Here is a 16,356-nt window from a genome sequence, read left to right as displayed (position 1 = left end):
GAGGTACCGCGGACACGGCGAGGGGAGCGAGTGTGGGCGAGGTCCTCGACGGTGCGGCGGTACGGCGGTGGAGCAGGCTCGCGGCCGAGGCCCTCGGCCGGACCCGCGGCGAGATCGACGCGCTGAACGTGTTCCCGGTGCCCGACGGGGACACGGGCACGAACCTGCACCTGACCGTCCTCGCGTCCGCCGACGCCGTGGCCGGCCTGCCCGCGGACGCGGCGGCGGGCGAGGTGTGGCGGGCGCTGGCGCGCGGCGCGCTGCTCGGCGCCCGCGGCAACTCCGGCGTGATCCTCAGCCAGGTCTTCCGCGGCCTAGCGGAGAGCCTCGCCCGCCCCCCGGACGACGCGACCCCGGGTGAGGCCGGGGCGTTTGCGAAGGCGCTCGGGTATGCGGCGGGCCTCGCTCGGGGGCCGTTGAGCATCCCGTCGAGGGGACGATCCTCAGCGTTCTGGAGGCGGCGTCGGAGGCGGCGGCGCAGGTGCCGCCGGGCGGCGGGCTGGACGAGGCGGTGCGGGCGGCGGCGGCCGGGGCGAGGCGGGCGCTCCGGCGCACCACCGGGCAGCTCGACGTCCTCGCGCGCAGCGGCGTCGTGGACGCGGGCGCGGCCGGGCTCTGCGTCGTCCTGGACGCGCTGGCCGCCGTGGTCACCGACGAGTACCCCGAACGGTACGAGGTGCCCGCCCGCACCGAGGCGCAGCCCGCCCGCGACGAGGCGCCGCAGACCGCCCCGGCCGCCGGGACCGGCCCCGGCTACGAGGTCATGTACCTGCTGGACGCGCCGGACGGCGCCGTCCCCGCGCTGCGCGGGACGCTCGACGGCCTCGGCGACTCGCTCGTGGTCGTCGGCGGCGACGGCCTCTGGAACGTCCACGTGCACGTGGACGACGCGGGCGCGGCCATCGAGGCGGGCCTCGAGGCGGGCCGCCCGTACCGGATCCGCGTCACCTACCTCCACGGGGCGCCCGGCGACGGGCAGCACGCCCCGTGCGTCGGCCGCGCCGTCGTCGCGGTCACGGCCGCGGACGGCCTCGCCGCCCTCTTCGAGGGGCACGGCGCGCGGGTCGTCCGCCGCGAGCCGGGGGCGGTGCCGCCGCTCGCCGTGCTGGCCGAGGCGATCCTCGCGGCGGGCGACGAGGTCGCGGTCCTGCCGAACGAGCCGGAGGTGCTGGCCCTCGCCGAGGCCGCCGCCGAACGGGCCCGCGACACGGGCGCCCGCATCGCCGTCGTCCCCACCAAGGCGTCGGTGCAGGGGCTCGCCGCCCTCGCCGTCCACGATCCGCTGCGCCGCTTCGGCGAGGACGTGATCGAGATGACCCGCGCCGCCGGGGCGACCCGGTTCGGGCACCTGGAGGTCGCCGCGGGGGAGGCGGTCACGAGCGTCGGGCTCTGCCGGCCCGGCGACGTCCTCGGGATGATCGAGGGCGACGTCGCCGTGATCGGGGACCGGATCGCCGACGTCGCCCTGCACGTCCTGGACCGGATGCTGTCGGGCGGCGGCGAGCTGGTCACGCTGATCCCGGGCGTGCACGCGCCGCCCGACCTCGCCGCCCTGCTCGAACGGCGCCTGCGGGACGCCCGCCCGGACGTCGAGGTCGGCGTGTACGACGGCGGCCAGGAGCGCCTGCCGTTGCTCATCGGCGTGGAGTGAGACCCGTCCCGCCCTGCTAGAAAGGACCGCGTGGCGAATCTCGACGAGCCGTTGCGCAAGGTTCTCGGCGACAAGACGGCGAAGGTGCTGGCCAAGGGACTCGACCTGCACACGGTCGGCGACCTGCTGCACCACTACCCGCGCCGCTACGCCCACCGCGGCGAGCTGACGCCGCTCAGCGGCCTCCAGGACGGCGAGCACGTCACCGTCATGGCCGAGGTCGTCAAGGTGCAGGGCCGCACCCTCACGCGCAGCCCCGGCTACGTCCTGGAGATCACCGTCACCGACGGCACCGGCGAGCTCAAGCTGAGCTTCTTCGGCCGCAAGGGCTCCTACATCCCGAACGGGACCTGTCCCCGGGCACCCGCGGGCTGTTCGCCGGCAAGATCAGCACGTACCGGCCGCGCAGCGGCAGGGAGCAGCGGCAGCTCACCCACCCGCAGTACAAGGTCGTGGCCGCCAGGTCCGCCGAGCAGGCGGCGCAGGAGTGGGCGGACGAGATCATCCCGATCTACCCGTCCACCAAGGGCCTGGACATCGAGACGATCGGCAAGTCGGTGGGCATGGTCCTCGACCAGCTCGAACTGCCCGCCGACCCCGTGCCCGCCCCGCTGCTCACCCGCCGCGGCCTGATCCCGCTCGCCGAGGCGTACGAGGGCATCCACCGCCCGAAGACGTGGGACGAGCTGTCCCGCGCCCGCAAGCGCCTCAAGTGGGACGAGGCGTTCGTGCTCCAGGTCGCCCTGGCCCAGCGCCGCCGCGCCGCCGCGGCCCTGCCCGCCAAGCCGCGCCCGCCGGTCGTCGGAGGCATCGGCTCGGAGTTCGAGGCCCGGCTGCCGTTCGACCTCACCAAGGGGCAGCGCGAGGTCGGCGACGAGATCGCCGCCGACCTCTCCCTCGCGCACCCCATGCACCGCCTCCTCCAGGGCGACGTCGGCGCGGGCAAGACGGTCGTCGCGCTGCGCGCGATGCTCCAGGTCGTCGACGGCGGCGGGCAGGCGGCGCTGCTGGCGCCGACGGAGGTCCTCGCGCAGCAGCACTTCCGCTCGATCACCGGGATGCTCGGCGACCTCGGGCAGGCGGGGCAGATCGGCGGCGCCGACAACGCCACCCGCGTGACGCTGCTGACCGGGTCGCTCGGCGCGAAGGCGCGGAAGGCGGCGCTGCTGGACGCCGCGTCCGGCACGGCCGGGATCGTGGTCGGTACGCACGCCCTGCTCCAGGACAACGTGCAGTTCGCCGACCTCGGGCTCGTCGTGGTGGACGAGCAGCACCGCTTCGGCGTGGAGCAGCGCGACGCGCTGCGGGAGAAGGTGAGCGGGGGACGGCCGCACGTGCTGGTCATGACCGCGACGCCGATCCCGCGCACGGTCGCGATGACGGTCTTCGGCGACCTGGAGACCTCGGTGCTCGGGCAGCTCCCGGCGGGCCGTTCGGAGATCGGGACGCACGTCGTGCCGCCGGAGCGGCCCGCGTTCCTCGCCCGCACGTGGGAGCGCATCCGGGAGGAGGCCGCGCAGGGCCGCCAGATCTACATCGTGTGCCCGCGCATCGGCGAGCAGGAGGGCGACGAGGGCGACGCCGCCCCGGCGGGCGAGGAGGGGCGCCGCTCGCCGCTCGGCATCATGGAGCTGCTGCCGATGCTGGAGGACGAGCTGCTGTCCGGGCTGCGGATCGGCGTCCTGCACGGCAAGCTGCATCCGGACGAGAAGGACGCGGTGATGCGCCGCTTCACCGACGGCGACCTCGACGTGCTGCTCGCGACGACGGTGATCGAGGTCGGCGTCGACGTCCCGAACGCCACGGTCATGGTGATCATGGACGCGGACCGGTTCGGGGTCTCGCAGCTCCACCAGCTCCGCGGGCGGGTCGGCCGGGGCTCGCTGCACGGACTGTGCCTGCTGGTCACCGACGCCGAGCCGGGCAGCAAGGCGCGCGAGCGTTTGGACGCGGTCGCCTCCACCACCGACGGGTTCAAGCTGTCGCGGCTCGACCTCGAACAGCGCCGCGAGGGCGACGTGCTCGGCGCGACCCAGGCGGGCCGTTCGTCCAGCCTGCGCCTGCTCACCCTCCAGCGCGACGAGGACGTCATCAAGGACGCCCGCGAGGAGGCCACGGCCCTGGTCGACCAGGACCCCGGGCTGGACGACCACCCCGGCCTGGCCGCCGAACTGGCCACCCTCCTGGACGAGGAACGAGCCGAGTACCTGGAGAAGACCTAGCCCCGCCCCGGCTACCGGTGCGCCCGCGATCACGTCTCCCCGCCGCCCGGCCGCATATTCCCTACTTAACGAGTTGACTTACTAGGGAATTTGTCGGACGATGAACACGTGAACCCCAGTGAGGTCCCGACCGCACGGCGCCGCGCGCCCCGGTGGCTCCGTATGGGCCGCCAGCACAGCGCCCTGTGTACCCGCCGCTGATCCCGACCCCGCCCGCCGGCCCGCATGCCGGCGGCGCCCCGGATCCGACGGCTCACCGGAGGCCGCACATGACGCTCACCGACCGGAACGACCCGGCCGACCACGGCCGTACGACCCTGCCCGCGACCGGCCCCGCCGGACCGCCCGACCCCGCTGGACCACCCGCCCCCGACCCCGCGACCGCGACCGCCTCCGAAGGGGACGGCGCACGCGGCGCGACCGCGGTCGGGCTGCTCGCGCGGGTGATCGAGCTCCACCGGCTCGAACGCCTTCACCTCACCGACGTCGACGCATACCTGCGCGACCCCGAGCCCGAGGTCCGCGCCGCCGCCGTCACCGTTCTCGCCAAGGCCGCGGCGAGGGGCGACGCCCCGCGCGGCACCGGCGACACCCTCGCCTGGGCGCTCGCGGACGAGAGCGGCACCGTCCGCCGCCTCGCGGCCGACGCCCTCGGCGGCCTCCCCGAGGTCCACCTCGGCGACGACGGCGTGGACGCGCTGCGGCTCGCCGCCACGCGCGGCCGCGACGCCCATGTCCGCCGGACGGCCGCCGACCTGCTCGGCATCCTCGTCCGGGGCGCGGGAGAGCTGTACGCCCAGGGCTTCGAGGACGACGAGGCGCAGGTGCGGGTGCAGGCCGTCCTCGGCCTGATCGCGCTGCGCGCCGCGGACGAGGTCGCGGAGGCGGCGGACGACCCGTCCCGGGAGGTGCGGGTCGCCGTCGCGCAGGGCGTGGCGCGGCTCGCCGAGCCGTCCGGGATGCCCGCGCTCGAACACCTCCTCGGCGACCACGACCCCGTCGTCCGGATGGCGGCCATCGACTCCGCCGCCGAACTGGGCGTCCCCGAGCCGCTGGAGGGACGGGTCGTGACTGCGATCGCGCACGCGAGCTGGCAGGTGCGCCGCCGCGCCGCGCTCGCCCTCGGCTCCGCCGTGCCGGACGTCGCGGTCCACCCGCTCATCGCCGCGCTCCGCGACCGCGTCGTGGACGTCCGCCGCGCCGCCGTCCAGTCGCTGGAGCAGTGGGCGGGCGACCGGCCGGAGGTGGTCACCGCCCTCACCGAGGCGCTGGCCGATCCCGATCCCGGCGTGCGCACGCAGGTCCGCTGGGCCCTCGCCTGACCGCGGCCCGCCGGCCGCCGCTCGTTCCGCGACGCGTTCGGCGCGGAACGGGCGGCGCGGGCGGGTCGGCCCGGGCGGGCTGGCCCGGGTGGGAACGGCGCGCCGCGAGGTCGGGGGCGGCGGGCCGTACGAGCGGGCGGGACGTTCCGGGGTGGGGACGTCCCGCCCGCCTCGACCTCGGCGTTCGGGGTCTCCTGGAGTCACCGGGGTATCGGCGGACGGCGGCCGTGCCCCGGAGCGCGGCCGTCACCGGGATACTTGGGGAATGACCAGGGTGATCGCGGGAAGCGCGGGCGGGCGGCGCCTGGCCGTACCGCCGGGAAGGGACACCAGGCCGACCAGCGACCGCGCGAGGGAGGGCCTGTTCTCGACGGTGCTGGCGCTGCTCGGCCCGCTCGACGGGCTCCGGGTCGCCGACCTGTACGCCGGGTCGGGGGCGGTCGGGCTGGAGGCGCTGTCGCGGGGCGCGGCGCACGCGCTGCTGGTCGAGTCGCATCCGCGCGCGGCCAGGGTGGTCCGCGAGAACGCCGCGTCGCTCGGCCTGCCCGGCGCCGTCCCCCTCGCCGACCGGGTGGAACGGGCCGTGCGCCGCCCGCCGGGCGAACCGTACGACCTCGTCTTCGCCGACCCCCCGTACGCGCTGGAGGACGAGGCGGTCACCGGCCTCCTGGAGGCGCTGCGCGACAACGGCTGGACGGCGCCGGACGCGCTGGTCGTCGTGGAACGCTCCGTGCGCGGCCGTCCGTTGGACTGGCCGGAGGGCTACACCGCCGAACGCGACCGCCGCTACGGCGAGGCCGTGTTCTGGTACGGGCGCGCGGGGTAGAGCGAGACCAGGTAGCCGATCCGGAGGAGAAGGACGGCGGGCCCATGATCGCGACCCTCCACCGTACGGCTACCATGTGTGGTCGGCTGACTTCGGAGGGTGGGGCTCGCTCATGAGGCCCGGTATCGACAAGGCCGTGGGCCGCACGTGGATCGTGATGCTGGTGATGAGCGTCGCGCTCATGGCCAACGTCACCTACGTCCAGGGCTTCGCCGCCCAGGGCCTGCGCGACGACCGGCTGAACGCGCGCCAGTTCCAGGACCGCGACAAGATCGAGCGCGGGCCCATCGTCGCCGGCGGCGAGCGGATCGCCTGGTCGGTGCCCGTCGCGGGCAAGCGCTTCCAGCGCCGCTACAAGCAGAGCCAGATCTTCTCCCCGGTCACCGGCTACTTCTCCCGCTTCTCCCAGACCGGCCTGGAGAACGCCGAGAACCACGTCCTCGACGGCACCGACCCCCGCCTCGCCACCACCGACATCATCAACAAGATCATCGGCAAGAAGCTGCCCGGCGGCACCGTCGAGACCACGATCGACCCCGACGCCCAGCGCGCCGCCTACCAGGCGCTCCAAGCGACCGGCGCGCGCCGCGCCGCCGCCGTCGTGCTGGACGCCCGCACCGGCGCGATCAAGGTGATGGCGTCCACGCCCTCGTACGACGCCAACGACGTGGCCGTCCCGGACGCCAAGCAGGCGCAGCGCGTGTTCGACCGGCTCAACGAGCAGCAGGGCAAGCCGCTGCTCAACAAGGCGGCCGGCGAGGTGTTCCCGCCGGGCTCCACGTTCAAGACCGTGGTCGCGTCCGCCGCGCTCGCCGCCGGGACGACCGAGGGCAGCCGGGTCCGGGCCGGGCGCAGCTACCGCCCGGCGGGCGCCGGCCAGGCGATCAACAACGACGCGGGCGACATCGGCGGCCAGTGCGACCTGCCCGCGATCCCGCTCAAGGACGCGTACGCCCAGTCCTGCAACACCACGTTCGCCATCATGGGCGCGGTGCGTCCGGGCAACGACGCGGTCGCCCGGCAGGCCGCCCGCTTCGGCTTCTACGACCCGATCCAGATCGAGAAGGGCATGACGAGCGCGCCCAGCTCGTTCCCGAAGACCGGGTCCCCGGCGCTCAGCGCGCTCGGCTCCATCGGCCAGGGCAGCACCGTCGCGACCCCGTTGCAGATGGCCATGGTCGCCGCGGCGGCCGTCGACGACGGCGAGGTCATGCGCCCCTACCTCGTCGACCGGATCCGCGGCTCGGACGGCTCGCTCGTCGAGAAGGCCAACGGGCGCCGCCTCGGGCGGGCCCTGGACTCCGACCAGGCGGGCCAGCTCCGCGACATGATGCAGGAGGTCGTGCGCAGCGGGACGGGCAAGTCGCTGCGCGGCGGCCCGATCGTCGGCGGCAAGACCGGCACCGCCGACATCGAGGGCGCCTCCTACAACGACCGCTGGTTCATCGGCTTCGGGCCGAAGAGCGACGCCCGCTACGCCGTCGCCGTCATGACCGAGTCCGACGGGTACGGCATCAAGTCCGGCCCCGTCGCGGCCGACATCCTCGAAGCCCTCCGCGGCTGACCGCCCCCTCCGCGCCCGCCCGGCAAGGGAACGCGGGCCGGCGTGCGGCGGAGCGAGCGGCGTCCCGCGGCGGCGAGCCCGGTGGAAGGCGGGCTCGCGGCGGTTTGGTACGGTCGCGCCGCAGGCCCCGACCTGCACGGAAGGCCAGTCGCAAGGATGGAGTGACCTCGTGCGCCGTGTCGTTTGTCCCGGCTCTTTCGACCCCGTCACCAACGGCCACCTCGACATCATCAGCCGGGCCTCCCGCCTCTTCGACGAGGTGGTCGTCGCGGTGCTGATCAACAAGACCAAGAAGGGCCTGTTCACCATCGAGGAGCGGATCGACATGCTCGGCGAGGTGACCAAGGAGTACGGCAACGTCAAGATCGACAAGTGGCACGGCCTGCTGGTGGACTTCTGCCGCCAGAACGACATCCCGGTCATCGTCAAGGGCCTGCGCGCGGTCAGCGACTACGAGTACGAGCTCCAGATGGCCCAGATGAACCACCGGATGGCGGGCGTGGAGACCATGTTCATGTCCACCAACCCGCTCTACTCCTACCTCTCCTCCAGCCTCATGAAGGAGATCGTCAAGTACGGCGGCGACGTGTCCGGGCTGATCCCCGAGACCGTGCACGAGCGCCTCGCCGCGCGGCTCCAGCAGCCCGGCTGACCCCGCCGCGGCGTCCTGACCTCGGCCGCCGGGCCCGCGGGGCGGCCCGGCGGGGCCGCCCAGGGGAGCGGGCGGCGGGCGGGCCTCCGAGTTGGGGCACGCGCGTGTGTTCGGTACTCTGGGACACCGGCCGGAACGACGGCCGTCATTCGCCATGCCTCACGAAAGCAGGAGTCCACTGACTCGCCTCGATCCCCACGCCCCGCTGGTGCTCGACACCAGAGCCCTGGGCAGGCAGCCGGGGTCCTCGCGTGAAGAGCTCCTCGACGTGCCGGCCCCGGAGGATTTCGGCCTCGAGATGGTGGGCGTGCCCGAAGGCGCCACGATCGAGCTGCGGCTGCGGTTCGAAGCGGTCCTGGAGGGCGTGCTCGTCACGGGCACCGCGTCCGTTCCCCTCGAAGGGGAGTGCTCGCGCTGCCTCGACCCGATCGACTCGACGTTCGAGGCCGACTTCCAGGAGCTGTTCGTCTATCCTGACACCCGCTCGGGCGGCAACGCGGGCGACGACGAGCTGCGCCTCGAAGGCGACCTGATCGACCTCGAACCCGTCCTGCGGGACGCGGTGGTGCTCGCGCTGCCGCTGTCGCCGCTGTGCCGGGACGACTGCCCGGGCCTGTGCCCGGACTGCGGCGCCCGGCTGGCCGACGCCGGCCCCGGGCACCACCACGACGTCGCCGACCCCCGGTGGGCGGCGCTGCACGACCTGGCCGTCGACGACGACCCCGCACCGAACGGGACGACGTCGTCGGCCTCCCCCACCGGGGGAGCGGGGGGTCCTCCCCCCGCGGCTCAACCGACCCACGAGAAGGAAAGCAGGAGGGCTGACGTGGCCGTCCCGAAGCGGAAGAAGTCGCGCAGCAACACGCGGCACCGTCGTGCGCAGTGGAAGACCGCCGCGCCGACCCTGGTCGAGTGCCCGACGTGCCGCGACAAGAAGCTGCCGCACACCGCGTGCGCGACCTGCGGCACCTACGACCGGCGGCAGGTCATCGCCCCGTCGGCCTGAGTTCTGAAGCATCCCGGGGGGCGGATCCGCGAGCACGTCGCGGCCCGCCCTTCCGGATGCCCGGGCAACGACCACCCCGGCGCGCGACGCCGGCGTGGTGACCGGCCGAGGACCGGAGCCCGGAGCCGTGGTGCACGCCGGGATTGACCGACCGGCGCGCACCTCGTCTTCGCGGACCTCTCCTCCCGCCGTGAGTCGCGTCGGCACCGCCCACGCGCCATGCCGCTCCCCGCGGACCGGCCCCGGACCCCGGGGCCGCGGCTCCGGGAACGGCACTGACGGCGTCCGCGACCCCGCGGCGCCCGGCCTGTGAGGAGGGCCTGTGAGCGGCAAGAAGCCCGGTCCGGCGCCGGACCGCGCGGAGCTTTCCCGCGCGCTCGGCGTGGAGGTGACCGGTGACCTGCTCGAACGCGCGCTGACGCACCGTTCGTACGCGTACGAGAACGGCGGCCTGCCCACCAACGAGCGCCTGGAGTTCCTGGGCGACTCGGTGCTCGGGCTCGTCGTCACCGACACCCTGTTCCGGGGGCACCCCGACCTGCCCGAGGGGCAGCTCGCCAAGCTCCGCGCCGCCGTCGTCAACATGCGCGCGCTCGCGGGCGTCGCCCGCTCCCTCGGCGTCGGCGCCCACATCCGGCTCGGACGCGGCGAGGAGGGCACCGGCGGGCGCGACAAGGCGTCGATCCTCGCCGACACCCTGGAGGCGCTGATCGGCGCCGTCTACCTCGACCGCGGCCTGGACGAGGCGTCCGCGCTCGTGCACCGGCTGTTCGACGCGCTGATCGCCCGTTCGGCGGGGCTCGGCGCGGGCCTGGACTGGAAGACCTCGCTCCAGGAGCTGACGGCCGTCGAGGAGCTCGGCGTCCCCGAGTACCACGTCACCGAGAGCGGCCCCGACCACCAGAAGACGTTCCGCGCGTCGGTACGGGTCGGCGGCTCCACCTACGGGGCGGGCGAGGGACGCAGCAAGAAGGAGGCCGAGCAGCACGCCGCCGAGGCCGCCTGGAACGCCATCCGCGAGATCGTCGTCCGCCGCGACGCCAAGACCGGCGCCGCCGTCGACGCCGAGCCCGGCGCGCACGGCGGCACCGCGGCGGGCGGGGACGGCGAGGGCGCGGGCGGGGCCAACGGCGACGGCAGCCGCTCCGCCGGGCTGGCCGGTGCCTGAGCTCCCCGAGGTCGAGGTCGTCCGGCGCGGCCTCGACCGCTGGGTGACCGGCCGGACCATCGCGGCGGTCGAGGTGCTGCACCCGCGCGCCGTCCGCCGGCACGCCGCCGGACCGGACGACTTCGCCGGACGCCTCACGGGCCGTACCGTCACCGCCCCGCGCCGCCGCGGCAAATACCTGTGGCTGCCCCTCGCCGACGAGCCCGACGCCGCCTCCGAGGCGCTGCTCGCGCATCTCGGGATGAGCGGGCAGCTCCTCGTCGGCGAACCCGACCGGGAGCGGGAGAAGCACCTGCGGGTGCGGCTCACGTTCACCGACGGCGGGCACGACCTGAGGTTCGTCGACCAGCGGACGTTCGGGCACCTGATGGCGACCGACCTCGTGCCCGACGCGCACGCGCCCGGCCACGGGCTCGTCCCCGCGCCGGTCGCGCACATCGGCGCCGACCCGCTGGAGGACGCGTTCGACGAGGACGCGTTCGCCAAGGCGCTGCGCCGCAGGCGCACGGGGATCAAGCGCGCGCTGCTCGACCAGACGCTGATCAGCGGCGTGGGCAACATCTACGCCGACGAGGCGCTGTGGCGCGCCAAGCTGCACTGGGCGCGGCCCACCGAGACGCTCACCCGCGCCGAGGCCGGCCGGGTGCTCGCGGGCGCACGCGACGTCATGACGGCCGCGCTCGAGGTCGGCGGCACCTCGTTCGACAGCTTGTACGTCAACGTCAACGGGGAGAGCGGCTACTTCGACCGCTCGCTGGACGTCTACGGCCGCCGCGACGAGCCGTGCCGCCGCTGCGGGACGCCGATCCGGCGCGACGAGTTCATGAACCGCTCGTCCTACAGCTGCCCGGTCTGCCAGCCGCGCCCCCGCCGGGCGCGCTATTGACCGCCGTACGTGTGGACGGGGGCGTGACCAGGCATGATGTGGTCGGGGAACGAGCTGGAACGGGACGCGAGATGGACTCGGAGACTGTACGGTTGACCGCCTGGGCCCGCGGCCGGGTGCAGGGGGTGGGGTTCCGCTGGTGGGTCCGGGCGCGCGCGCTCGAACTCGGCCTCACCGGCAGCGCCACCAACCTGCGCGACGGACGGGTCGAGGTCGTCGCGGAGGGGCCGCGCGCGGCGTGCGAGCGCCTCCTGGAGCTGCTGCGCGGCCCGGGCACCCCGGGAAGGGTCTCCGGGGTCGCCGAACGCTGGAGCGAACCGCGCGGCGAAGCCTCCGGTTTCCTGGAACGGTGATCGGGTAGGGCATTCCGGTTCGTACCTGCTAAACTAGTGACGACAGGTTGTTACCGGCCTGTGATGTGCGTCTTGACCGAGACACCGGCCGGTGCGACTCTAGATGATACGCGCACCGACGATTTGTTGCTCTTCGTGCGCGATCCCTGCTGGTTACTCAGCGTGGAGGACCCTTAGTCATGGCGAAGGCTCTACTCGGCCACGTCGGCGGTCCCGACCCCCGGATGGTCGCGGAGATGCGGCGCCTTCAGCAGCGCGTACGTGATCTGGAAGCCGAGCTCGTACGGCTTCAGGCAGAGAACGACGCGCTCGCGACGGCACCGGACGACGACGTGATGTCGCTCGCAGTGAAGGAACGTGAACCGGCCCTGACCTGATCGGTCCGGTGCCTTTCCGAAATGGAACACAGGGACGCCGCATGGATGGCGTCCCTTCTGTTTGCCCGCATCCGCGGTGATCAGGCGAGCGCGGCCCGCCGTCCGGGCCGCGCCGCGTCGCGGCGTACCCGCGGTCCTGCCGTACCCGCTTAGCGGCGTACCCGGCGTCCTGCCGTCCCACCGTCCCACCGCTCGCCCGGCCCCTGCGCCTCGCGACCGCGGGACGGACCCCCGGCGTACGCCGCGCACCTTGTTTCCGCGCACGTCAGGCCCGCGCGCCTCGTTCCGTGCACGTCAGGCCGTTGCGGCGATCCGCGTCCGGCCGTCACGGGACGACGGAGCGCCGCGCTCGCGACCGTTCGCACCAGCCCCTCAGCGCTCCGGCGCGCGGGGCCCGCTGCCGTACCCGAACGCATGTCCGGCGCCCCGGCGCTGACCGCTGAGCGGAGATACGGGCGCGGTTGCCGGGAACCGACGGTCCCTGCGGGTATCGTTCGTCGGGTTCCCGGGGCCCGAGCCGGTGCGGGAACGGGGCGCCGCCCTTCCCGGAGGAGGCCGGAGGGCCCGATCGGACGAGACGTTCGGGGAGGGCCGGGAGGCCGTCTCCCCGCGCCATCCCGGAGGAGGACAGCGAGCGCGTGTACCTGAAGAACCTGACGCTGCGCGGCTTCAAGTCCTTCGCGTCCTCCACCACCCTCAGGTTCGAGCCCGGGATCACCGCGGTCGTCGGGCCGAACGGGTCGGGCAAGTCCAACGTCGTCGACGCGCTCGCCTGGGTGATGGGCGAGCAGGGCGCCAAGTCCCTGCGCGGCGGCAAGATGGAGGACGTCATCTTCGCCGGCACGGCCAGCCGGGCGCCGCTCGGCCGCGCCGAGGTCGTGCTCACCATCGACAACGCCGACGGCGCGCTCCCGATCGACTACACCGAGGTGAAGATCAGCCGGCTGATGTTCCGGTCGGGGCAGAGCGAGTACGCGATCAACGGCGACCCGTGCCGCCTGCTCGACATCCAGGAGCTGCTGTCGGACTCCGGCATCGGCCGCGAGATGCACGTGATCATCGGGCAGGGCCAGCTCGACCGCGTCCTGCACTCGGGGCCCGAGGGCCGCCGCGCCGTGATCGAGGAGGCCGCGGGCGTCCTCAAGCACCGCAAGCGCAAGGAGAAGGCGCTGCGCAAGCTGGACGCCATGCAGGGCAACCTGACCCGCGTCCAGGACCTCACCGGCGAGCTGCGCCGCCAGCTCAAGCCGCTCGGCAGGCAGGCCGAGATCGCCCGCCGCGCCGCCGTCATCCAGGCCGACCTGCGCGACGCGCGCATCCGGCTGCTGGCCGACGACCTGGTCACGTTGCGGACCCGGCTCGCGCAGGAGGCCGCCGACGAGGCGGCGATCCTCGAACGCCGCGTCGAGACCGAGCGGGCCCTCGCCGAAGGCCAGGAGCGCGAGGCGGTGCTGGAGGCGGCCGAGGCCGAGGAGGCGCCCAAGCTCGCGCGCGTCCAGGACACCTGGTTCAAGCTGTCGGCGCTCAAGGAGCGCCTGCGCGGCGTCGCCGACCTCGCCGCCGAACGGCACCGCAACGCCGCCGAGGCCCGCGACGACGAACGGCGCGGCCGCGACCCCGAGGACATGGAGCGCGAGGCCGTCGCCGTCCGCGAGCAAGAAGAGATGCTCCGCGCCGCGCTGGAGGAGGCCCAGGACGGGCTGGCCCGCGCCGTCGAGGAGCGGACCGGGGCCGAGGAGGCCCTCGCGGGCGAGGAGCACCGGCTGCGGGCCGCCGCCCGCGCCGCCGCCGACCGCCGCGAGGAGCTGGCGCGCCTGCGCGGGCGCGTGGAGGCGCTGCGCAGCAAGGTCCAGGCCGGCCAGTCGGAGATCGGGCGCCTCGGCGAGGCCCGCGCCGAGGCCGAGCGGCGGGCCGAGGCCGCGCGGGAGGAGTTCGAGGCGTTCGAGGCCGAGGTCGTCGAGGACCCCGAGCTCGCCGCCGAGCACCGCGCCGCCCAGGAGGCCCTCGCCACCGCCAAGGACGCCGCCGAGGAGGCGCGCGCCGCGGTCGACGGCCCCAGGCAGGAGCTGAAGGACGCGCGCGCGGCCGTCGCGGCGGCCCGTTCCGCCGACGCCGCCGCGCAGAAGCGCGTCGCCGCGCTCCAAGCCCGCATCGAGGCGCTCAACATGACGCTCGCGAGCGCGGCCGACGGCGGCGAGGCGCTCCTCGCGGCCGGGGCCGACGGCTCGCTCGACGGCGTGCTCGGCACGGTCGCGTCGCTGCTGACCGTCCGGCCCGGCTACGAGGCGGCCGTCGCGGCGGCCCTCGGCAACGCGGGCGAGGGCATCGCGGTCGGATCGCTCGACACCGCCGAGGCCGCCCTCGCCCTGCTGCGCGCACGCGACGCCGGACGCGCGGGCCTGGTCGTGGGCGGCGGCCCGTCCTCTCCTCCGCCGCGCGTGGACGGGATCGACTACGCGATCGACGCCGTGACCGTTCCCGACTCCGTACGGCCCGCGCTGGAGCACCTGCTGAACGGCGTCGCCGTCGTCGCGGACGTGGCCGAGGCCGCCCGGCTCGTCCGCCGCGAGCCGTCCCTGAGGGCCGTCACGCGCGACGGCGAGCTGGTCGGCGCGCACTGGGCCCAGGGCGGCGGCGCGGGCGGCGCTCAGAGCCTGCTCCAGATGCGCGCGACGCTCGACCAGGCCGCCGAGGACCTCGCCGCGGCCGAGACCGCCGCCGAGCAGAGCGCCGAGGCGCTCACCGGCGGCATGGAGCGCGAGCAGGACGCGCAGTCCGCGCTCGACGCCGCGCAGTCCGCCGTCAACCAGGCCCAGGCCGTCGTCAACCAGGCGCAGAGCGACCTCGACCGCGTCGCCGGGCGCGTGCGGGAGTTCGACGCGCAGGCCGCGCAGGAGGCCAAGCGCGCCGCGCGGCTGGAGGCCGACGTCCGCGCCGCGCGCGGCGAGGCCGAACGGCTCACCAAGGCCCTCGACGCCGCCGGGGAGTCGCTCGAACGCGATGCCGCCGCCGCCGAGGAGCTGGCCCTGCGCCTCGCCGAGTCGGAGGAGGCCGCCGAGGTCGCCGACGACGCCGGGCACGACACCGAGACCCGCGACGAGCTGTCCGCCCGCTGCCAGGAGCTGCGCTCGGCGGAGATGGAGTCGCGGCTGACGGTCCGTACCGCGGAGGAACGGGTGCAGGCCATCGAGGGCCGCGCCGACGGCCTCGAACGCGCCGCCCGCCGCGAACGCGAGGAACGTTCCCGCGCCGCCGCCCGCCGCGCCCGCCGCGAGGAGCAGGCCAGGACCGCCTCGGCGGTGCTCAAGGGCGCCCGCGCCGCGCTGGAACGGATCGAGCTGTCCCTCGCCTCCGCCGTGACGCAGCGCGAGGCCGCCGAACGCGCCCGCGCCGAGCGCGAGTCGGAGCTGAAGGTCGTCCGCAACCAGGTCAGGGAGCTGTCGAGCACCCTCGAACGCCTCGTCAACGTCGTGCACGGCAACGAGGTCGCGCGCGCCGAGCAGCGGCTCCGCCTCGAACAGCTCGAAGAGCGGGCCATGGAGGAGTTCGGCCTGGAGGTCGACTCCCTCGTCCAGGAGTACGGCCCCGACCAGCTCGTTCCCCCGGGCCCGAGGCCGCCGAGGACGCCGCGCCCGTCCCGTACGACCGGGCCGTGCAGGAGAAGCGCGCCAAGGCAGCCGAACGCCAGCTCAACCAGCTCGGGAAGGTCAACCCGCTCGCGCTGGAGGAGTTCGCCGCCCTGGAGGAGCGGCACGCGTTCCTGACGTCCCAGCTCGACGACCTCAAGAAGACCCAGCGCGAGCTGCTCAGCCTGGTCAAGGAGGTCGACGAACGGGTCCAGCAGGTGTTCGCCTCCGCCTACGACGACACCGCCCGCGAGTTCGAACGGATCTTCGCGCGGCTCTTCCCCGGCGGCGAGGGCAGCCTGTCGCTCACCGAGCCCGAGGACATGCTCGCCACCGGCGTCGAGGTCGCCGCCCGCCCGCCGGGCAAGAAGGTCAAGCGCCTGTCGCTGCTGTCGGGCGGCGAGCGGTCCCTGGTCGCGATCGCGTTCCTCGTCGCGGTGTTCAAGGCGCGGCCGTCGCCGTTCTACGTGCTGGACGAGGTGGAGGCCGCCCTGGACGACACCAACACCCAGCGCCTCATCCACGTGTTCGAGGAGCTGCGCGAGTCGTCCCAGCTCATCATCATCACCCACCAGAAGCGCACGATGGAGGGCGCCGACGCCCTCTACGGCGTCAGCATGCGCGGCGACGGCGTCACGCAGGTCGTCAGCCAGCGCCTCCGAGAGCACGAGCCCGCCTGACCGGCCGCGTCCCCTCGGGGGGC

The 16,356-nt window shown here is 74.7% G+C and carries 10 protein-coding genes and 4 pseudogenes; all 14 read left to right on the top strand.

Going from position 1 to position 16,356, the window contains the following annotated elements; translation table 11 throughout:
- Positions 1 to 32: 32 nt before the first annotated feature.
- Positions 33 to 314: pseudogene (locus tag GEV43_RS54590) on the top strand (DAK2 domain-containing protein); the annotation flags it as partial.
- A gap of 167 nt (positions 315 to 481) precedes the next feature.
- Complete coding sequence (locus tag GEV43_RS49415) at positions 482 to 1,651, top strand: dihydroxyacetone kinase (protein ID WP_309239449.1); 1,170 nt, start codon at positions 482 to 484, stop codon at positions 1,649 to 1,651.
- A gap of 30 nt (positions 1,652 to 1,681) precedes the next feature.
- A pseudogene (gene recG, locus GEV43_RS04450) lies at positions 1,682 to 3,873 on the top strand (ATP-dependent DNA helicase RecG).
- A gap of 269 nt (positions 3,874 to 4,142) precedes the next feature.
- Positions 4,143 to 5,195 (top strand): HEAT repeat domain-containing protein, encoded by a 1,053-nt coding sequence (locus tag GEV43_RS04445; protein WP_302930644.1) that lies wholly within the window; start codon positions 4,143 to 4,145, stop codon positions 5,193 to 5,195.
- A gap of 265 nt (positions 5,196 to 5,460) precedes the next feature.
- Positions 5,461 to 6,021: a 16S rRNA (guanine(966)-N(2))-methyltransferase RsmD gene (gene rsmD, locus GEV43_RS04440; RefSeq protein WP_160819585.1), complete on the top strand. Its 561-nt coding sequence runs from the start codon at positions 5,461 to 5,463 to the stop codon at positions 6,019 to 6,021.
- Positions 6,022 to 6,133: 112 nt separating this feature from the next.
- Positions 6,134 to 7,585, top strand: a complete 1,452-nt coding sequence (locus tag GEV43_RS04435) for a penicillin-binding transpeptidase domain-containing protein (protein ID WP_160819584.1) — start codon at positions 6,134 to 6,136, stop codon at positions 7,583 to 7,585.
- 169 nt (positions 7,586 to 7,754) lie between these two features.
- Positions 7,755 to 8,237, top strand: a complete 483-nt coding sequence (gene coaD, locus GEV43_RS04430) for a pantetheine-phosphate adenylyltransferase (protein ID WP_160819583.1) — start codon at positions 7,755 to 7,757, stop codon at positions 8,235 to 8,237.
- A gap of 154 nt (positions 8,238 to 8,391) precedes the next feature.
- Positions 8,392 to 8,883, top strand: a pseudogene (locus GEV43_RS04425) (DUF177 domain-containing protein); the annotation flags it as partial.
- Between the two features lie 180 nt (positions 8,884 to 9,063).
- Positions 9,064 to 9,243: a 50S ribosomal protein L32 gene (rpmF, locus tag GEV43_RS47870; protein WP_309239999.1), complete on the top strand. Its 180-nt coding sequence runs from the start codon at positions 9,064 to 9,066 to the stop codon at positions 9,241 to 9,243.
- A gap of 322 nt (positions 9,244 to 9,565) precedes the next feature.
- Complete coding sequence (rnc, locus tag GEV43_RS04420; RefSeq protein ID WP_309239448.1) at positions 9,566 to 10,411, top strand: ribonuclease III; 846 nt, start codon at positions 9,566 to 9,568, stop codon at positions 10,409 to 10,411.
- Positions 10,404 to 11,297 (top strand): bifunctional DNA-formamidopyrimidine glycosylase/DNA-(apurinic or apyrimidinic site) lyase, encoded by an 894-nt coding sequence (gene mutM / locus GEV43_RS04415; protein WP_160819581.1) that lies wholly within the window; start codon positions 10,404 to 10,406, stop codon positions 11,295 to 11,297. Before rnc ends, mutM begins: the two co-directional genes overlap by 8 nt.
- 71 nt (positions 11,298 to 11,368) lie before the next feature.
- Positions 11,369 to 11,650, top strand: coding sequence for an acylphosphatase (locus GEV43_RS04410; RefSeq protein WP_160819580.1), 282 nt, complete (start codon positions 11,369 to 11,371; stop codon positions 11,648 to 11,650).
- Positions 11,651 to 11,829: 179 nt separating this feature from the next.
- Complete coding sequence (locus GEV43_RS04405; RefSeq protein ID WP_160819579.1) at positions 11,830 to 12,027, top strand: hypothetical protein; 198 nt, start codon at positions 11,830 to 11,832, stop codon at positions 12,025 to 12,027.
- Between the two features lie 638 nt (positions 12,028 to 12,665).
- A pseudogene (gene smc / locus GEV43_RS04400) lies at positions 12,666 to 16,333 on the top strand (chromosome segregation protein SMC).
- The last annotated feature ends 23 nt before the right edge of the window (positions 16,334 to 16,356 follow it).

This window comes from Actinomadura sp. J1-007 (genome assembly GCF_009793335.1).
GTDB lineage: Bacteria > Actinomycetota > Actinomycetes > Streptosporangiales > Streptosporangiaceae > Spirillospora > Spirillospora yumaensis.
This window is presented reverse-complemented; position numbering and strand designations above follow the sequence as displayed.